This window comes from Iodobacter sp. BJB302, from assembly GCF_002735645.1.
Lineage (GTDB): Bacteria > Pseudomonadota > Gammaproteobacteria > Burkholderiales > Chitinibacteraceae > Iodobacter.
In genome coordinates this window covers 1-12993 of sequence record NZ_PDZG01000035.1, presented here as the reverse complement: position 1 = coordinate 12993, position 12993 = coordinate 1, and the positions used below count along the sequence as shown (strand labels likewise).

The following is a 12993-nucleotide window of genomic DNA, read 5'->3' as shown; positions in this document are numbered from 1 at the left end:
CTCGCTCGCAGGCTCACTCAAACATCCTCGCCGAAACCCCGCCCCGCTTGTTCCTCGCTCGGCGCGTTTTCAGGGGAGGTAAAAGCCCTATGCAGATAACGTAGCCATAGCTTAGTTTTTGCTTCATTTGAATTTTAAAATCAAGGCAGTTAGCGCATATGGGGTGAGCCCCGACGCTTTATACAGGAATAACAATGAAACTCTCTCTTGGCCCCATTCTTTATTACTGGCCTAAGCAGCAGGTGCTGGATTTTTATGCCGGGGCAGCAACTTGGCCGGTGGATGTGATCTATCTGGGCGAGGTGGTTTGCTCGCGCCGCCACGAGTTGCGCAGTGCGGATTGGCTGGAAGTGGCGGAGCAGCTGCGTGCTGCGGGTAAAGAGGTGGTGATTTCATCGCAGGCGTTGTTGGAATCCGCCAGTGATCTTTCCAGCTTAAAAAGGTTGGCCGAGGCGGGGGGCTGTATTGAGGCCAATGATTTAGGCGCGGTTAAAGTGGCGCGGGATTTGGGAATGCGCTTTGTGGCCGGGCCGCATCTTAATATTTATAACGGCGCGGCTTTGGATTGGTTTGCGGCTCAGGGCGCGATGCGCTGGGTGCCTTCTTTGGAAAGCAGCCAGGCCGATATCGCCGCTATTCTGGCCGAAAAAACCAGCGCTATCGAAACCGAAGTCTTTGTGCACGGCCATTTACCACTGGCGTTTTCGGCCCGCTGCTTTACCGCGCGTTATTACGGCCTGAGCAAAGATGCCTGTGAGTTTCGCTGCCTGGACCATGCCGACGGGCAGTTGGTTTCTACCCGTGAAGGCCAAGGATTTTTGCGCCTGAACGGCATTCAGACTCAGTCTTCCGCCTGCCAGTCGCTCTACAGCGAATTGCCACAAATGGCGCAGATGGGCATTGATTATCTGCGCATTAGTCCGCAATCCGCCTGCACGGCTGAGCTGGTTGCTGCGTATGCTGAAAAAAGTACTTATCCCGACGCTATCCACGACTTTTCAACAGCTTATCCACAGGGGCTTGTGAATGGTTATTGGCATGGCGAAGCGGGCATAAAGGAATGTGTATGAAGCACTTACGTCAATTTGTTTTATTAAAACTTCCCGATGCCCCAGTGGCTATCGCCCTGGCCAGCAGTTTAAATCTGGTTAAAAACAAGCTGTGGCCGGAGGAAGATTTTGCATGGCTGGCCGGGCGAAATATCCGCTTAGAAGTGCTGGATATTGGCCGTGGCCTGACGCTTTCTTTTCAGAATGGCTGCTTTAAGCGAGGGACCGGTGCAGCGGATGTCACTTTCAGCGCCAGCCTTGCTGATTACCTGGTACTGGCCCGCCGCCTGGAAGACCCGGACACGCTGTTTTTTCAGCGGCGTTTAAGCATTGAGGGCGATACCGAGCTGGGCCTTACGCTAAAAAACCTGATGGATGCGACTGATTTTGAGCCTCTGCTGGCATGGCTGCCCAGCAGATTGCGTGCGCATTTACCGGTTTGATTTGGTGTTTTAAAAGGTTTGCAGACAGCGGGCACACATAGAGCACGATTGGTTTTACCCGCCCTGCAAAAAATAAGCCAACAGGCTCCAATGTAAATCCTTGCAATAAACATCAGATCTTAATCAGTGAATAAGATTGCGCAGATATAATGCGCTTCTCTTTTCAGGCTATTGGCAGATTATCAATGGATATCGTATTGCTGTTTAAGTCGCTCATTATGGGCATGGTTGAGGGTATTACTGAGTTTTTGCCGATTTCCAGCACGGGTCATTTGATTTTAACCGGTGATTTGCTCAATTTTATGAGCAAGGAAAAGCGCGACGTTTATGAAATCTTTATTCAGCTGGGCGCTATGCTGGCGGTTGTGTGGGAATACCGTGCCAAGCTGGTGAGCACCTTAACCGGCGCGGTTAAGCCAGGTGGCGAGCGTAATTTATTGCTGGCGGTTGTGATTGCGTTTATTCCTGCGGCTATTTTAGGCCTGCTGTTCAGCAAAGCGATTAAGGCGCATTTATTCCAGCCAGTGCCGGTGGCGATGGCGTTTATTGTGGGTGGTTTGATTATTCTTTGGGCGGAAAAACGCCAGGTTAATAAAACCCCGGTCATTGAAACGGTGGATGATCTCAGCCTGAAAGATGCCTTAAAAGTGGGGCTTTGCCAGTGTTTAGCCCTGATTCCCGGCACCAGCCGTTCTGGCGCTACCATTATTGGCGGCATGTTCCTCGGCATTTCCCGCAAGGCCGCAACTGAGTTCTCTTTCTTTTTAGGGATTCCAACGCTGGGTGCGGCTTCGATTTACAGCCTGCTTAAACACCGCCATGAATTAGATATTGGCGACAGCGGCGTCTTTGCAGTGGGCTTTATTGCCTCGTTTATCTTTGCTTTTATTGCTATTCGCGCGCTGATTAAGTTTGTTTCTACCCATACCTTTGTAGGCTTTGCCTATTACCGGATTGCCTTTGGCCTGATCGTACTGGCAACGGCTTACAGTGGCCTGGTGAGCTGGACGGTTTAATTTTTGGGGAGTAGGGAGTAGGGAGTAGGGAGTAGCACTTCAAATTCCCCACTCCCCATTCTTAAATCACCCAATGATCCAGTAACAAAGCCGCAAATAAATACGCCAGATATTTAATCGAATATCTGAATAATTCCCGCGCAATCACATCACCTTTCGCTTCATCCTCTTCCTGCCATAGTTTAAAAGCCCGCGATAAAAACCCTGTATTCAGCACGGCCACGCTGATTCCATACAACCAGCTGCTCATGCCTAATGCCACAGGCAGGGCGGTGACTGCGGCCAGGATGGCGGCGTAGAGCAGAATAGATAATCTGGTAAAGGCCAGCCCATGGGTGATGGGCAACATCGGCAGGCCTGCCTTTGCATATTCATCGCGGCGGTAGAGCGCCAGCGCCCAGAAATGCGGCGGCGTCCATGTGTAAATAATCAAAAATAAAATCATCGCTTCGGGCGGCACGCTGCCGGTGACGGCGGCCCAGCCCAAGATTGGTGGCATAGCGCCTGATGCACCACCAATCACAATGTTTTGCGGCGTGGCGGCTTTCAGTAAGCGGGTGTAAATCACTGCATAGCCAAAGAAGGTAGCCAGCGTCAGCCACATCGTCAGCATATTTACAAACGCAGCCAACAGCCACAGCCCCACTGCGGTGGTGATCAGGGCATAGAGCAGGGCGTCGCTGTGTTTTAGCGAGCCTTTGACCAGCGGGCGCTGCTGGGTACGGCGCATATTTCCATCGCGCTCTACTTCGATCAGGCAGTTAAAAGCAGCAGCGCCACTGGCTACCAGCCCAATTCCCGCTGTGGCAGCAAGCAGCAGGGTGATGGATGGCAGCTGTGGCGTGGCCAGCAACATGCCAACCACGGCACAGAACACAATCAAGGCAATGACGCGCGGCTTGCCAAGTTTCAGCAGCTCAGCCAGCTGGGCATGGGAGCGGGTAAGGACGAGAGTACGCATGGTCAGGCTCCTGAGTGTTTAGGGGAAGCGGTGTTAAAGACGCTGCTTGTTGCTTGCTGATGAACGGGAAAAACCTGTGCTAATGCAGCCACCACCAGCATCAGCAAAATCGCCGCTCCGCCGTTATGCGCCACAGCCAGTGGCAGCGGTAAATCCAGCCAGACATTGCTGATGCCCAGCGAGATTTGCAGCAGCAGCGCCGCAGCAATCAGCCCTGCCCACTTGGGGCTGGCTTTGCGCAGCTGCCAGATCAGCGCACTGATACAGATAAGCAGCAGTAAAGCACCCAGCCGGTGCAGCCAGTGGATAGCGGCTAAGTGATGAATCGTTAGTGATTCACCCGCTGCTGTCTGCCCCAGCTGGCGTATCGGCTGCATGGCTTCGCTTAAACCTTGAGGTGCGGCAAAGCTGCCCTGGCATAAGGGGAAACCATTGCAGGCCAGCGCCGCATAATTAGTTGATACCCAGCCGCCGAGGGCAATTTGCAGCACGATGGTGATCAGGCTGATGATCAAGAGCGGGCGCAGCTGGCCGGGCAGCTGAGGCGCTAAAGTGGCACGAGAGGCAAGCCAGGTCAGCAGGCCCAGCAGCGCCATGCCACCCAGCAAGTGTGCCGTGACCACGACGGGCATCAGCTTCATGGTAACGGTCCACATTCCCAGCAGAGCCTGAAAAATAATCACGGCCAGTGGCAAAAGAATACTGATGCGGCTGAGCTGTGGGCGTTTTTGCCAGAGCAAGTAGCAAACCGCTAAGACCAATATCCCTAATCCACCTGCAAAATAGCGGTGGATCATTTCTTTCCAGCCTTTGGCAGGCTCTATTTCGCCACTCATATCTCGGCCAAAGTCTGCACTGGCCCGGGCAATCTCATGTGCTTCATCTGGTGCGCCAAGTTGCCCGTAGCAGCCCGGCCAGTCCGGGCAGCCCAAACCCGCATCAGAAAGCCGCACATAAGCACCCAGCATCACCAGACAAAAAGTCCAGATCAGGGTAAGGCAGAGCAGTGGTTTCATTGAGTGGTTCCTAGTCAGTGCCTTCGGCACGTTGGTTTAGGAGCGGTAGCCACCGCGGGGGCGTTCTTTTCTTGAACGGCCAAGAAAAGAACCAAAAGAAGGCCGCCCCACGAAACACGAAGGCCCCTCATCTGCGGACAATCGAGCGGCGGCTGCGGAACTCACTCGCTTCGCTCGCTCAGACAGTCCTCGCCGAAACCCCGCCCGCTTGTTCCTCGCTTCGGCGTGTTTCAAGGGGACTCTAAAGCCCCGTGCAGAGAGCGCGGTCATTTCGATTTTTTTGCTGTTTGCAAATAAATAAAGTTATTTTCTTTGCTCCTTTGTAGCTACATCTATCCTCCAGCTTTAACCCATCGCTTTATTATTTTTCAAAACCTGCCCAATTTCTTTCAGTGCCTTGCGTCTGCCGTCGTCGTTAGATAGTTGCTCTTTGGAGTAGCGCAGTACGGCGTTGCCGTGGGGGTCGATCAGGTAAAGGCCGTTATCGGGGGCGTGGCTGGGCAGGTAGGCGATATCGGCGTTATCAGAGGGGCAAAAGCTGGCGCGCACAATTCGCTGGCTGGCTTCGCCCTGAGCCAGCCGCAGTTGCCCGGCGGCAAAGAGCAGCTTGCTGTGCACCTCGCTGCAAGCGGCATCGGCAGCGGCTAATCGCCAGGGGCCGGGTGCTGCGATGGGCGTGGCGAGCAGCTCGCCAAAGCTATTGCCGCCAACTGGTCTCCACCACTGCCAAACGGCTTGTGCAGCTAATACAGGTAGCAGGGATAACATAAAGCAAGCGATGAGTACGGTGCGTCCTTTCATAGTTCTGTCTCCCTTTTAAAACGTCTCCAAAGAAAAATGCCTGCTAAGCACATTCCCCACCATGTGGCGGTATAGGCAAGGTGCCGTTCTGGCGGGATAGCGGGCTGGCTGTGTTGCACAATCAAACCATCTTTACTTTCTTGCATCAGCGCATAGGCAATGGGCTGGGGCAGCTTGCTCCATGCGGCAAAGCGCTCCGGGTTGATATTCTGAAAAATGTGGTCTGCTGGCAGGGTTTGGGCCAGCTCGATATAACGCGGCCATGCCTGAGTGCTGACGATGGGGCTGGGGCTGGCTTGGGGGGGCTGTGTATCCGGCCACCAGCCACGGTTGACCAGTACGATGCTGTGATCACTCAGCTGAAAAGGGGTGATGACGTGATAGCCGATCTGCCCGGCTTCAATCCGGTGATCAAGCAGAATCTGGGCTTGTGGCAGCCATTGGCCGGTCAGTCTGAGTGGGCGGAATAAGGGGGGAGTGCCCCTGGCCCACAGCAGAGGGGGAAGTGCTTCTTGTTTTGCCTGTTGCTCAATCAATAATTGTTTATTGTTTGCGCGGCTGAGCTGCCACAGGCCCATGCAAAAAGTAATCAGGATGAGGGTTGCCAAACAGACGAGCGCATATCGGCGACGTTGCGCTAAGATGGGAGTAGACGGAGGGTTTTCCATGAAAATTGTTGCCATCATCCTGCTCCTGGTTATCATCATCGCCCTCGGGCGGGCACTCTTACAGCTGGTTCGCGGCGGGCGATCCACGCAGGTAGTGCGTGCTCTGACACTGAGGGTGGGCTTGTCGATTGCTTTATTTGTTTTGTTATTGATTGCTTATGGGATGGGGTGGATACATCCCAATGCATGAGTGTTTTTGTTTTTCTTTTGGACTGCTTTTGTAGGGCGGGTGAAACCTGCCGTTTTTGTGTGCTAACTAAAAAGATCTTATTTAAGTGCCTTCGGCACGTTGATTTTGGAACGGTAGCCTCCGTGGGGGCGTTCTTTTCTTGCGTCGCCAAGAAAAGAACCAAAAGAAGGCGACCCCAACGTCTGCGCCCCGCTTCGCGTGGTTCCCTCTCTGCGGACAATCGGCATGGCGTCAATTCAACTCGCTTCGCTCAAACACGAATTGACGACTTCCCCATGCCGCTTGTTCCTCGCTCGGCTGGACTCAGGGGATGGTAAAAGCCCCGTGCTACGAGTCGAGAAGAACCAGAGATTGTTGAGTTAGATAAAACTCAAAACTCAAAGACTAAGGATTTCCTCCGTGAAACTCCGTGTTCTCCGTGGTTCAAGATTTGGGTTTTCTAGTGTGTTGTTTACAGCCAATACACAAACACAAAAAGAATCAGCCACACCACGTCCACAAAGTGCCAGTACCAGGCGGCGGCTTCGAAGCCGAAGTGGTGTTCGGGGCTGAAGTGGCCTTTTGTGGAGCGCACCAGCATGGTAGAGAGCATGATGGTGCCAACCAGTACGTGCATGCCGTGAAAGCCGGTGAGCATGTAAAAGGTGGCGCCGTAAGCGCCGGAGCTCATTTTCAGGCCTAGCTCGGTCCAGCCGTGGTGGTATTCGATGGCTTGTAGCGTTAAAAATAAGCTGCCAAGCAGGACGGTAAAGAGTAGGCCAAGTTTGAGCTGGCCGCGTTTGTTTTCCATTAATCCCCAATGCGCCCAGGTGAGGGTTGCACCCGAGGTAAGGAGCAGTGCGGTATTGATGGCGGGCAGGCCAATTGCCGCCATGGGGGTATAAGGAGCGGCTTTAGGGCCGGTCAGGGCGGGCCAGCTTTCATGAAATCCTGACCAAAGCAGGGTATTGGTATCAGAAAAAAAGCCCAGCTCAGGAACAGAAATGGTGCGGGTGTAAAAGAGTGCGCCAAAAAAGGCGGCGAAGAACATGACTTCAGAGAAAATAAACCAGCTCATTCCCCAGCGGAATGAGTAATCGACCTGCTGGCCATAGCTGCCGCTTTGCGATTCTTTAACCACATCACCAAACCAGCCAAAAATCATCCAGATTAAGATGGCAAAGCCCAGCAGCAAAATCCAGGCTCCGGCTGCCACACTATTCATGGCAAAAGCAGCGCCCAACCCCATGCAGAATAAGGCGACAGAGCCGACGATGGGCCAGCGCGACGGGGCTGGCACATAGTAGTGTGCGTCGTGAATTCCGTTTTCTACATTCATTTTCAGCTCCATCAATTGTAGGGTGGGTGAGGCGGTTTCTTGCCGTAACCCACCCTAAGTATTGGCAATCAATACCCGCACCAATAGAAATACGCCCAGCGCCAGGCACAGCGCTAAAAACAAACCCGCTGCAATGATCTGCTGTGGTTTCAGCTTGGCGCTCTCGGCATTTTTGCGGCTGCGTACGCCAAAAAAGGCGGCCAGTACCGTTTTAAGTGCTGCAATCATGATTTCAATTCCGGGTGCAGCGTGTAAGAGAGCGTGGCTGCACCCAGCTCTGCGGGTAATTCATTAGCGACCAATAACACTACGGTGACATCCCGCTGCTCATTGGGCGCTAAAGTCAGCGCATCAAAGCAAAAGCATTCCAGTTTTTGCAGCAAGCCCGCTGCTCTGGCAGGGGCAAAGCTGGGAATGGCGCGCACTTTGAGCGGCTGATTTGATAAATTGCTTAAGCGAAACCTGGCCTTGATTAAGCCACCGGGCTTAGCTGCCATCACCGGATCAAGCGCCATCAGCGTGGCAGGCAACTGATCGGCCACATTGGTATCAAATTCCACCCGGATCACTGCGGCATTTACATCGGCAAAATTGCTGTTCGCCCGGTCTATCCCCATTGCCTTACAAAGCGCGCCGTAAAACGGCACCATCGCATAGCCAAAGCCAAACATCAGGCAGGCAATCACCAGCATCCGTATAGCGAGTTTGCGATTGGCTTGCTGGATGGTGGTTTGCATTGTTTACCTTGGGAGCGCTGGAAAATCTGTATGAGCCTTAAACCTTAAACCACAGAAAGCACAGAGTTTTACTGAGAAAACATAGCGTAGATTTAATGTTTTCTCTGTGGCCTCTGTGTCCTCATTTTTCTCTGTGGTTCAAGATTTAGTTCCGTTTCAAAGTCAGCAAGGGCTTCTTGCGGACGCTTTACAAAGTTACACGTCCATCAGCCAGCGCCGGATAATAATCCCCACAAAAAAGGCGAAGGCGATGCTGGCGGTGATCAGTGCGGTGCGCAGGTTTTTACTCATGATGATCCTCCAGCAGGCCCTGGGCTTTCAGGCCTTTTTCGACAATCTCTAAAGAAGGCGGGGTTTCCCATGTGTGGTGTGGTGCTGGTGAGGGCACTTCCCACTCTAGTGTGTTAGCGCCTTCCCATGGTTTGGCAGGGGCTTTGCCCACGCCACCACGAATGGTGTGAATCACATTAAATAAGAAGAAAATCTGCCCCAGACCAAAGCAGAATGCGCCTACCGTAGCCATGGCATTAAAGTCGGTAAATTGCAGGGCGTAATCCGGAATACGGCGTGGCATACCGGCAAGGCCTAAAAAGTGCATGGGGAAAAAGGTCACATTGAACCAGACCATAGACCACCAGAAGTGAAACTGGCCCCGGCCCTCGTGATACATATTGCCGGTCCATTTAGGCAGCCAGTAATAGGTAGCACCAAACAGGCTGAATAACGCGCCCGCCACCAGTACATAGTGGAAATGCGCCACCACATAATAGGTGTCTTGCATTTGCGTATCGACCGGAGCAATCGCAAGGATCAGCCCAGAAAAGCCGCCGACGGTAAAGAGGCAAACAAAGCCAATGGAAAACAACATCGGCGTTTCAAAAGTCATGCTGCCCTGCCACATGGTGGCGATCCAGTTAAACACTTTTACCCCGGTTGGCACGGCAATCAGCATGGTCAGAAACATAAAAAACAGCTGGGTGCTTGCTGGCATACCCACGGCAAACATGTGGTGGCCCCATACCATAAACGACAGAATCGCGATCGAGCAGGTGGCGTACACCATGGATACGTAGCCAAATAGTGGCTTACGCGCAAAGGTGGGGATGATCTGGCTGACGATACCAAAGGCTGGCAGCGCCATAATGTAAACCTCAGGGTGGCCAAAGAACCAGAAAATATGCTGGAACAATACCGGGTCGCCACCACCAATTGCCTTGAAAAAGTGCGTATCAAAGTGGCGGTCAGTGAGCAGCATGGTGACTGCACCCGCCAGCACCGGAGCCACGGCAATCAATAGATAGGCCGTGATTAGCATGGTCCAGCCAAACAGGGGCATTTTCAGCATCGTCATTCCCGGCGCGCGCATATTCAGCACCGTGGTGACAATATTGATCGAACCCATAATGGATGACAGCCCTAAAAGGTGGATGGCAAAAATCGCCAGATCCATCCCCATGCCCGCCTGAATCGACAACGGCGGATAAAGCGTCCAGCCGCCCGCTGCTGCGCCACCAGGCACAAAGAATGAAATCAGGAGCAGCGCTGCCGCTGGTGGCAATAGCCAGAAACTCCAGTTATTCATCCGGGCAAATGCCATATCCGGCGCGCCTATCATCAGCGGCAGCATCCAGTTAGCAAGGCCGGTAAAGGCAGGCATAATCGCGCCAAACACCATAATCACGCCATGCAGGGTGGTCAGCTGATTAAAGAACTCCGGTTGCCAGAATTGCAGTCCAGGCTGAAAAAGCTCGGCACGGATACACAGCGCCATAATGCCGCCGGTAATAAACATGCTGAAGGCAAACCACAAATAAAGCGTACCGATGTCTTTGTGATTGGTGGCGTAAAACCAGCGCTGCACAAAGGAAACATGATGTTCCTCATGGGCGTGATCGTGGGCTGGGGTATGGAGCGCGTCGTGTGCAGTAGTCATGGGTTTATCCTCACTTTCTGGCGGCTTTAACGTCGGCGGGGAAGAGAGCATCGCCTGCGGTGTTGCCAAAACTATTGCGCTCGTAAGTGATGACTGCCGCAATTTCGGTGTTTGAAAGCGCATTCCAGGCAGGCATGGCGTTTTTGCCAGCCAATACAATGGCCAAGTGACCTGCAATCGGGCCAGTGGCGATTTTGGATCCGGCCAGCGATGGGTAAGGGCCTGCACCTTTACCGTCTGCTTTATGACAGGCCACGCAATTGCCTTCATAAACTGTCCGGCCACGCGCGATCAGCTCGTCTTTGGTCCATTTTTTATTAGGATCGTCGGCAGCGGCTTTGGCTTCGGCTTGCTTCTTGCCTACCCAATCCTGAAATTCTTTATCGGTAACTACTTTTACAACGATGGGCATAAAACCATGGTCTTTGCCGCAAAGCTCGGAGCATTGGCCACGAAAGGTGCCGGTGTTCTCTGCTTTAAACCATGTGTCGCGAATAAAGCCGGGAATAGCGTCTTGTTTTACGCCAAATGCAGGCATCGCCCAGGAGTGGATCACATCGTTGCTGGTGGTCAGGATGCGTACTTTTTTACCTACAGGCACAACCAGCGGCTCGTCTACTTCTAAAAGGTAATGCTCGCCTTTTGCACTGCCTTTGCCTTGGTATTCATCAATTTGCTTACGGTCTGTGGTGAGGCGGCTTTTAAAATCCACGCCATGATCCAGGTATTTGTAACCCCAGAACCATTGATAGCCCGTGGCTTTAATGGTGATTTCTGAATCCCGTGTGTCTTTTTGTGCAATAACTACCCGTGCAGCAGGCCAAGCCATTGCAACCAGAATAAGTGCCGGAATAATGGTCCAGAGAATCTCAACCGTGGTGTTTTCATGGAAGGGTTTGGCAGCGTGGCCCAGAGATTTGCGGTGTTTTAATATTGAGTAAAACATCACTCCAAACACCAGCACAAAAATCACCAGAATGACCCACATAAGCAAGGTATGCAGATTTGTGATGTCGTGGGCGATTGCAGATTGAGCTGGCTGGAAGTTCATGCTTCCTGCTTGTGCGGCAGCAGGCAGCACTAAAGCCAATGCAAGTATTCGCATTACTCACCTCCCGGGGTGTAGCGCCTTCCTCTTGACTGACAGGGATGGTCGCAAATTTAATCTTTATCAATACAAGCTAGCAGGTGTTTTGATATATGCAAGTCAGCTTCGAGATTTAAATTCTTACATGCGCCTGATTTTTTGCCGTCTGTCTGGACGTTGCTGTGTCTTTTGGTATGTGTACTAAAAATCAGACTGATCACAGGTTTTTGTGATCAGCGGCTTTTTTGCCACCACAGGGACGGAGCAAAGTTCGAATATACGAACCTCCTCCTAACAATAGATCTGTACCATCCCAGGAGGAAGACCATGAGTATTCATATGGACGTGCTGGATCAGCATTTCACGCTCCCTAAAACCCGCGAAGTTGCAGCAAACAGCCCGGTAGTCTGGTTGCAAAAAGGCTGGCAGGATTTATGGGCCCATCCTGGGCCAAGCCTGATGTATGGCGTGCTTGTTACTCTTGTTGGCGCTTTGGTTCTCTCTCTTGCTGTAAATCATCCTTATTTGTTTACTACCTCGATTACGGGCTTTTTATTGCTGGCCCCATTAGGTGCGGCGGGCATTTACGAGCTTACCTCTGAGCGTGAGGAGGGCAGGCCAACTTCTTTTGTGCAGTCAATTCGCGATTTGCTGGCTAATTTGGGGCAGCTTGGCTTTCTTGGCCTGGCTCTGGCCATGGTGGCTATTGCTTGGGAGCGCTTCTCGGCCATTTTATTTGCCGTGTTTTACGGCGGACAGGATGTGAGCCTGGTCAGCTATATCAGCTCTTTAACGGGTGAGTTTTTACCGTTCACACTTGCTTGGACTCTGGCTGGTTTTCTGCTGGCTTTTTTGGTATTTGGTCTTACCGCTGTTTCTATCCCCATGCTGGCAGACAGAGAAGTCGACAGCATTACGGCAATGATGACCAGCCTGCGGGTCACATCTGAAAACCGTGTTGTGATGATTCAATGGGCTGCCTTGATTGTTTTGCTGACGGCAGTCGGCTTTATCACGGTAGTAGGGCTGGTGGTGATTTTCCCTCTTCTTGGACATGCCACTTGGTATGCCTATAAGGATTTGGTTGAGTAAGTCATTGATTAACAGGGCCCTGTGATTTGTGTGTTACAGGGCTCAATAGATTTTATTTATTAGTTTTTAGTTTTTAGTATTCCTTATGTATTGACACAGCTGACAAGCTCTTGTATAGTTCGCCCCTCTGTCGCGGGGTGGAGCAGTTGGCAGCTCGTCGGGCTCATAACCCGAAGGTCACAGGTTCGAGTCCTGTCCCCGCAACCAGAAATGCATTGTCAGAGTTATTTTTGAAGTAACGCACCCGTCGCGGGGTGGAGCAGTTGGCAGCTCGTCGGGCTCATAACCCGAAGGTCACAGGTTCGAGTCCTGTCCCCGCAACCAGCAGCACTCTGGCAAATACCCGTCGCGGGGTGGAGCAGTTGGCAGCTCGTCGGGCTCATAACCCGAAGGTCATAGGTTCGAGTCCTATCCCCGCAACCAGTTATGCATTTGCAGCAAATACCCGTCGCGGGGTGGAGCAGTTGGCAGCTCGTCGGGCTCATAACCCGAAGGTCACAGGTTCGAGTCCTGTCCCCGCAACCAAAAATTTAAAAAAGCCGCTATTCAATCGAATTGAACTGACCCCAATTAGTTGGACAGTATAAAAGCTAGGCGCTCAAGGGCTGGGTTCTGTATTGCACAGGACTCAGCCCTTTTAACTTCAGTTTGATTCGGTCGTGGTTATAGTAATGGATGTAAT

16 protein-coding genes and 4 tRNA genes are annotated in these 12993 nt (G+C 52.4%); 9 read left to right on the top strand and 11 right to left on the bottom strand.

Annotation, left to right across the window (positions count from 1 at the left end):
- Positions 1-194 precede the first annotated feature (194 nt).
- The 3 genes from CSQ88_RS12440 (at position 195) to CSQ88_RS12430 (ending at position 2508) form a co-directional block, all read left to right on the top strand.
- Complete coding sequence (locus tag CSQ88_RS12440; protein WP_099398414.1) at positions 195-1070, top strand: U32 family peptidase; 876 nt, start codon at positions 195-197, stop codon at positions 1068-1070.
- Positions 1067-1492 carry an SCP2 domain-containing protein gene (locus tag CSQ88_RS12435; RefSeq protein WP_180273647.1) on the top strand — a complete coding sequence of 142 codons (426 nt, stop codon included), beginning with the start codon at positions 1067-1069 and terminating at the stop codon, positions 1490-1492. Before CSQ88_RS12440 ends, CSQ88_RS12435 begins: the two co-directional genes overlap by 4 nt.
- 185 nt (positions 1493-1677) lie before the next feature.
- On the top strand, positions 1678-2508 hold the full coding sequence (locus CSQ88_RS12430) for an undecaprenyl-diphosphate phosphatase (protein ID WP_099398449.1): 831 nt from the start codon (positions 1678-1680) through the stop codon (positions 2506-2508).
- A gap of 61 nt (positions 2509-2569) precedes the next feature.
- On the opposite strand, the gene cyoE is transcribed toward CSQ88_RS12430, so the two are convergent.
- From cyoE to CSQ88_RS12410, 4 genes are all read right to left on the bottom strand, one after another.
- Positions 2570-3469, bottom strand: a complete 900-nt coding sequence (gene cyoE / locus CSQ88_RS12425) for a heme o synthase (RefSeq protein ID WP_099398412.1) — start codon at positions 3467-3469, stop codon at positions 2570-2572.
- A gap of 2 nt (positions 3470-3471) precedes the next feature.
- A complete protein-coding gene (locus CSQ88_RS12420) occupies positions 3472-4485 on the bottom strand; it encodes a heme A synthase (protein WP_099398411.1) in 1014 nt (337 codons plus the stop codon).
- A 345-nt stretch (positions 4486-4830) separates the two neighbouring features.
- Complete coding sequence (locus CSQ88_RS12415; protein WP_099398410.1) at positions 4831-5286, bottom strand: hypothetical protein; 456 nt, start codon at positions 5284-5286, stop codon at positions 4831-4833.
- Positions 5283-5894: an SURF1 family protein gene (locus tag CSQ88_RS12410; RefSeq protein WP_180273646.1), complete on the bottom strand. Its 612-nt coding sequence runs from the start codon at positions 5892-5894 to the stop codon at positions 5283-5285. Before CSQ88_RS12410 ends, CSQ88_RS12415 begins: the two co-directional genes overlap by 4 nt.
- Positions 5895-5952: 58 nt before the next feature.
- Here CSQ88_RS12410 and CSQ88_RS12405 point away from each other — a divergent pair, with 58 nt between their 5' ends.
- A complete protein-coding gene (locus tag CSQ88_RS12405) occupies positions 5953-6144 on the top strand; it encodes a twin transmembrane helix small protein (protein ID WP_099398448.1) in 192 nt (63 codons plus the stop codon).
- Positions 6145-6595: 451 nt separating this feature from the next.
- Here CSQ88_RS12405 and CSQ88_RS12400 read toward each other — a convergent pair whose 3' ends face one another.
- The 6 genes from CSQ88_RS12400 to coxB form a co-directional block, all read right to left on the bottom strand.
- Positions 6596-7462 (bottom strand): cytochrome c oxidase subunit 3, encoded by an 867-nt coding sequence (locus CSQ88_RS12400; RefSeq protein ID WP_099398408.1) that lies wholly within the window; start codon positions 7460-7462, stop codon positions 6596-6598.
- Between the two features lie 54 nt (positions 7463-7516).
- Positions 7517-7690, bottom strand: a complete 174-nt coding sequence (locus CSQ88_RS12395) for a DUF2970 domain-containing protein (RefSeq protein WP_099398407.1) — start codon at positions 7688-7690, stop codon at positions 7517-7519.
- Positions 7687-8199 (bottom strand): cytochrome c oxidase assembly protein, encoded by a 513-nt coding sequence (locus CSQ88_RS12390; RefSeq protein ID WP_099398406.1) that lies wholly within the window; start codon positions 8197-8199, stop codon positions 7687-7689. The genes CSQ88_RS12395 and CSQ88_RS12390 overlap by 4 nt, the downstream gene beginning before the upstream one ends.
- A gap of 195 nt (positions 8200-8394) precedes the next feature.
- Positions 8395-8490: a cytochrome oxidase small assembly protein gene (locus CSQ88_RS23180; RefSeq protein WP_218963077.1), complete on the bottom strand. Its 96-nt coding sequence runs from the start codon at positions 8488-8490 to the stop codon at positions 8395-8397.
- The gene (gene ctaD / locus CSQ88_RS12385) at positions 8483-10132 is read right to left on the bottom strand and encodes a cytochrome c oxidase subunit I (protein WP_099398405.1); all 1650 of its coding nucleotides are present in this window, start codon (positions 10130-10132) and stop codon (positions 8483-8485) included. Before ctaD ends, CSQ88_RS23180 begins: the two co-directional genes overlap by 8 nt.
- 10 nt (positions 10133-10142) lie before the next feature.
- A complete protein-coding gene (gene coxB, locus CSQ88_RS12380; protein WP_218963076.1) occupies positions 10143-11237 on the bottom strand; it encodes a cytochrome c oxidase subunit II in 1095 nt (364 codons plus the stop codon).
- Between the two features lie 309 nt (positions 11238-11546).
- Here coxB and CSQ88_RS12375 point away from each other — a divergent pair, with 309 nt between their 5' ends.
- From CSQ88_RS12375 to CSQ88_RS12355, 5 genes are all read left to right on the top strand, one after another.
- Positions 11547-12311, top strand: a complete 765-nt coding sequence (locus CSQ88_RS12375) for a DUF2189 domain-containing protein (protein ID WP_099398404.1) — start codon at positions 11547-11549, stop codon at positions 12309-12311.
- A gap of 131 nt (positions 12312-12442) precedes the next feature.
- Positions 12443-12518 (top strand) — tRNA-Met (locus CSQ88_RS12370).
- A gap of 41 nt (positions 12519-12559) precedes the next feature.
- Positions 12560-12635 (top strand) — tRNA-Met (locus CSQ88_RS12365).
- Between the two features lie 23 nt (positions 12636-12658).
- A tRNA-Met gene (locus CSQ88_RS12360) sits at positions 12659-12734 on the top strand.
- Between the two features lie 26 nt (positions 12735-12760).
- Positions 12761-12836 (top strand) — tRNA-Met (locus tag CSQ88_RS12355).
- 65 nt (positions 12837-12901) lie between these two features.
- Here CSQ88_RS12355 and CSQ88_RS12350 read toward each other — a convergent pair.
- Positions 12902-12993 (bottom strand): IS3 family transposase (locus tag CSQ88_RS12350; protein ID WP_143449393.1); only part of this gene is annotated, 92 nt, incomplete at its 5' end.

Excerpts from the sequence above, each read along its gene's own strand:
- CSQ88_RS12440 (WP_099398414.1), top strand. The coding sequence starts at position 195 with ATGAAACTCTCTCTTGGCCCCATTCTTTATTACTGGCCTAAGCAGCAG.
- CSQ88_RS12435 (WP_180273647.1), top strand. The coding sequence starts at position 1,067 with ATGAAGCACTTACGTCAATTTGTTTTATTAAAACTTCCCGATGCCCCA.
- CSQ88_RS12430 (WP_099398449.1), top strand. The coding sequence starts at position 1,678 with ATGGATATCGTATTGCTGTTTAAGTCGCTCATTATGGGCATGGTTGAG.
- cyoE (WP_099398412.1), bottom strand. The coding sequence starts at position 3,469 with ATGCGTACTCTCGTCCTTACCCGCTCCCATGCCCAGCTGGCTGAGCTG.
- CSQ88_RS12420 (WP_099398411.1), bottom strand. The coding sequence starts at position 4,485 with ATGAAACCACTGCTCTGCCTTACCCTGATCTGGACTTTTTGTCTGGTG.
- CSQ88_RS12415 (WP_099398410.1), bottom strand. The coding sequence starts at position 5,286 with ATGAAAGGACGCACCGTACTCATCGCTTGCTTTATGTTATCCCTGCTA.
- CSQ88_RS12405 (WP_099398448.1), top strand. The coding sequence starts at position 5,953 with ATGAAAATTGTTGCCATCATCCTGCTCCTGGTTATCATCATCGCCCTC.
- CSQ88_RS12400 (WP_099398408.1), bottom strand. The coding sequence starts at position 7,462 with ATGAATGTAGAAAACGGAATTCACGACGCACACTACTATGTGCCAGCC.
- CSQ88_RS12395 (WP_099398407.1), bottom strand. The coding sequence starts at position 7,690 with ATGATTGCAGCACTTAAAACGGTACTGGCCGCCTTTTTTGGCGTACGC.
- CSQ88_RS12390 (WP_099398406.1), bottom strand. The coding sequence starts at position 8,199 with ATGCAAACCACCATCCAGCAAGCCAATCGCAAACTCGCTATACGGATG.
- CSQ88_RS23180 (WP_218963077.1), bottom strand. The coding sequence starts at position 8,490 with ATGAGTAAAAACCTGCGCACCGCACTGATCACCGCCAGCATCGCCTTC.
- ctaD (WP_099398405.1), bottom strand. The coding sequence starts at position 10,132 with ATGACTACTGCACACGACGCGCTCCATACCCCAGCCCACGATCACGCC.
- coxB (WP_218963076.1), bottom strand. The coding sequence starts at position 11,237 with ATGCGAATACTTGCATTGGCTTTAGTGCTGCCTGCTGCCGCACAAGCA.
- CSQ88_RS12375 (WP_099398404.1), top strand. The coding sequence starts at position 11,547 with ATGAGTATTCATATGGACGTGCTGGATCAGCATTTCACGCTCCCTAAA.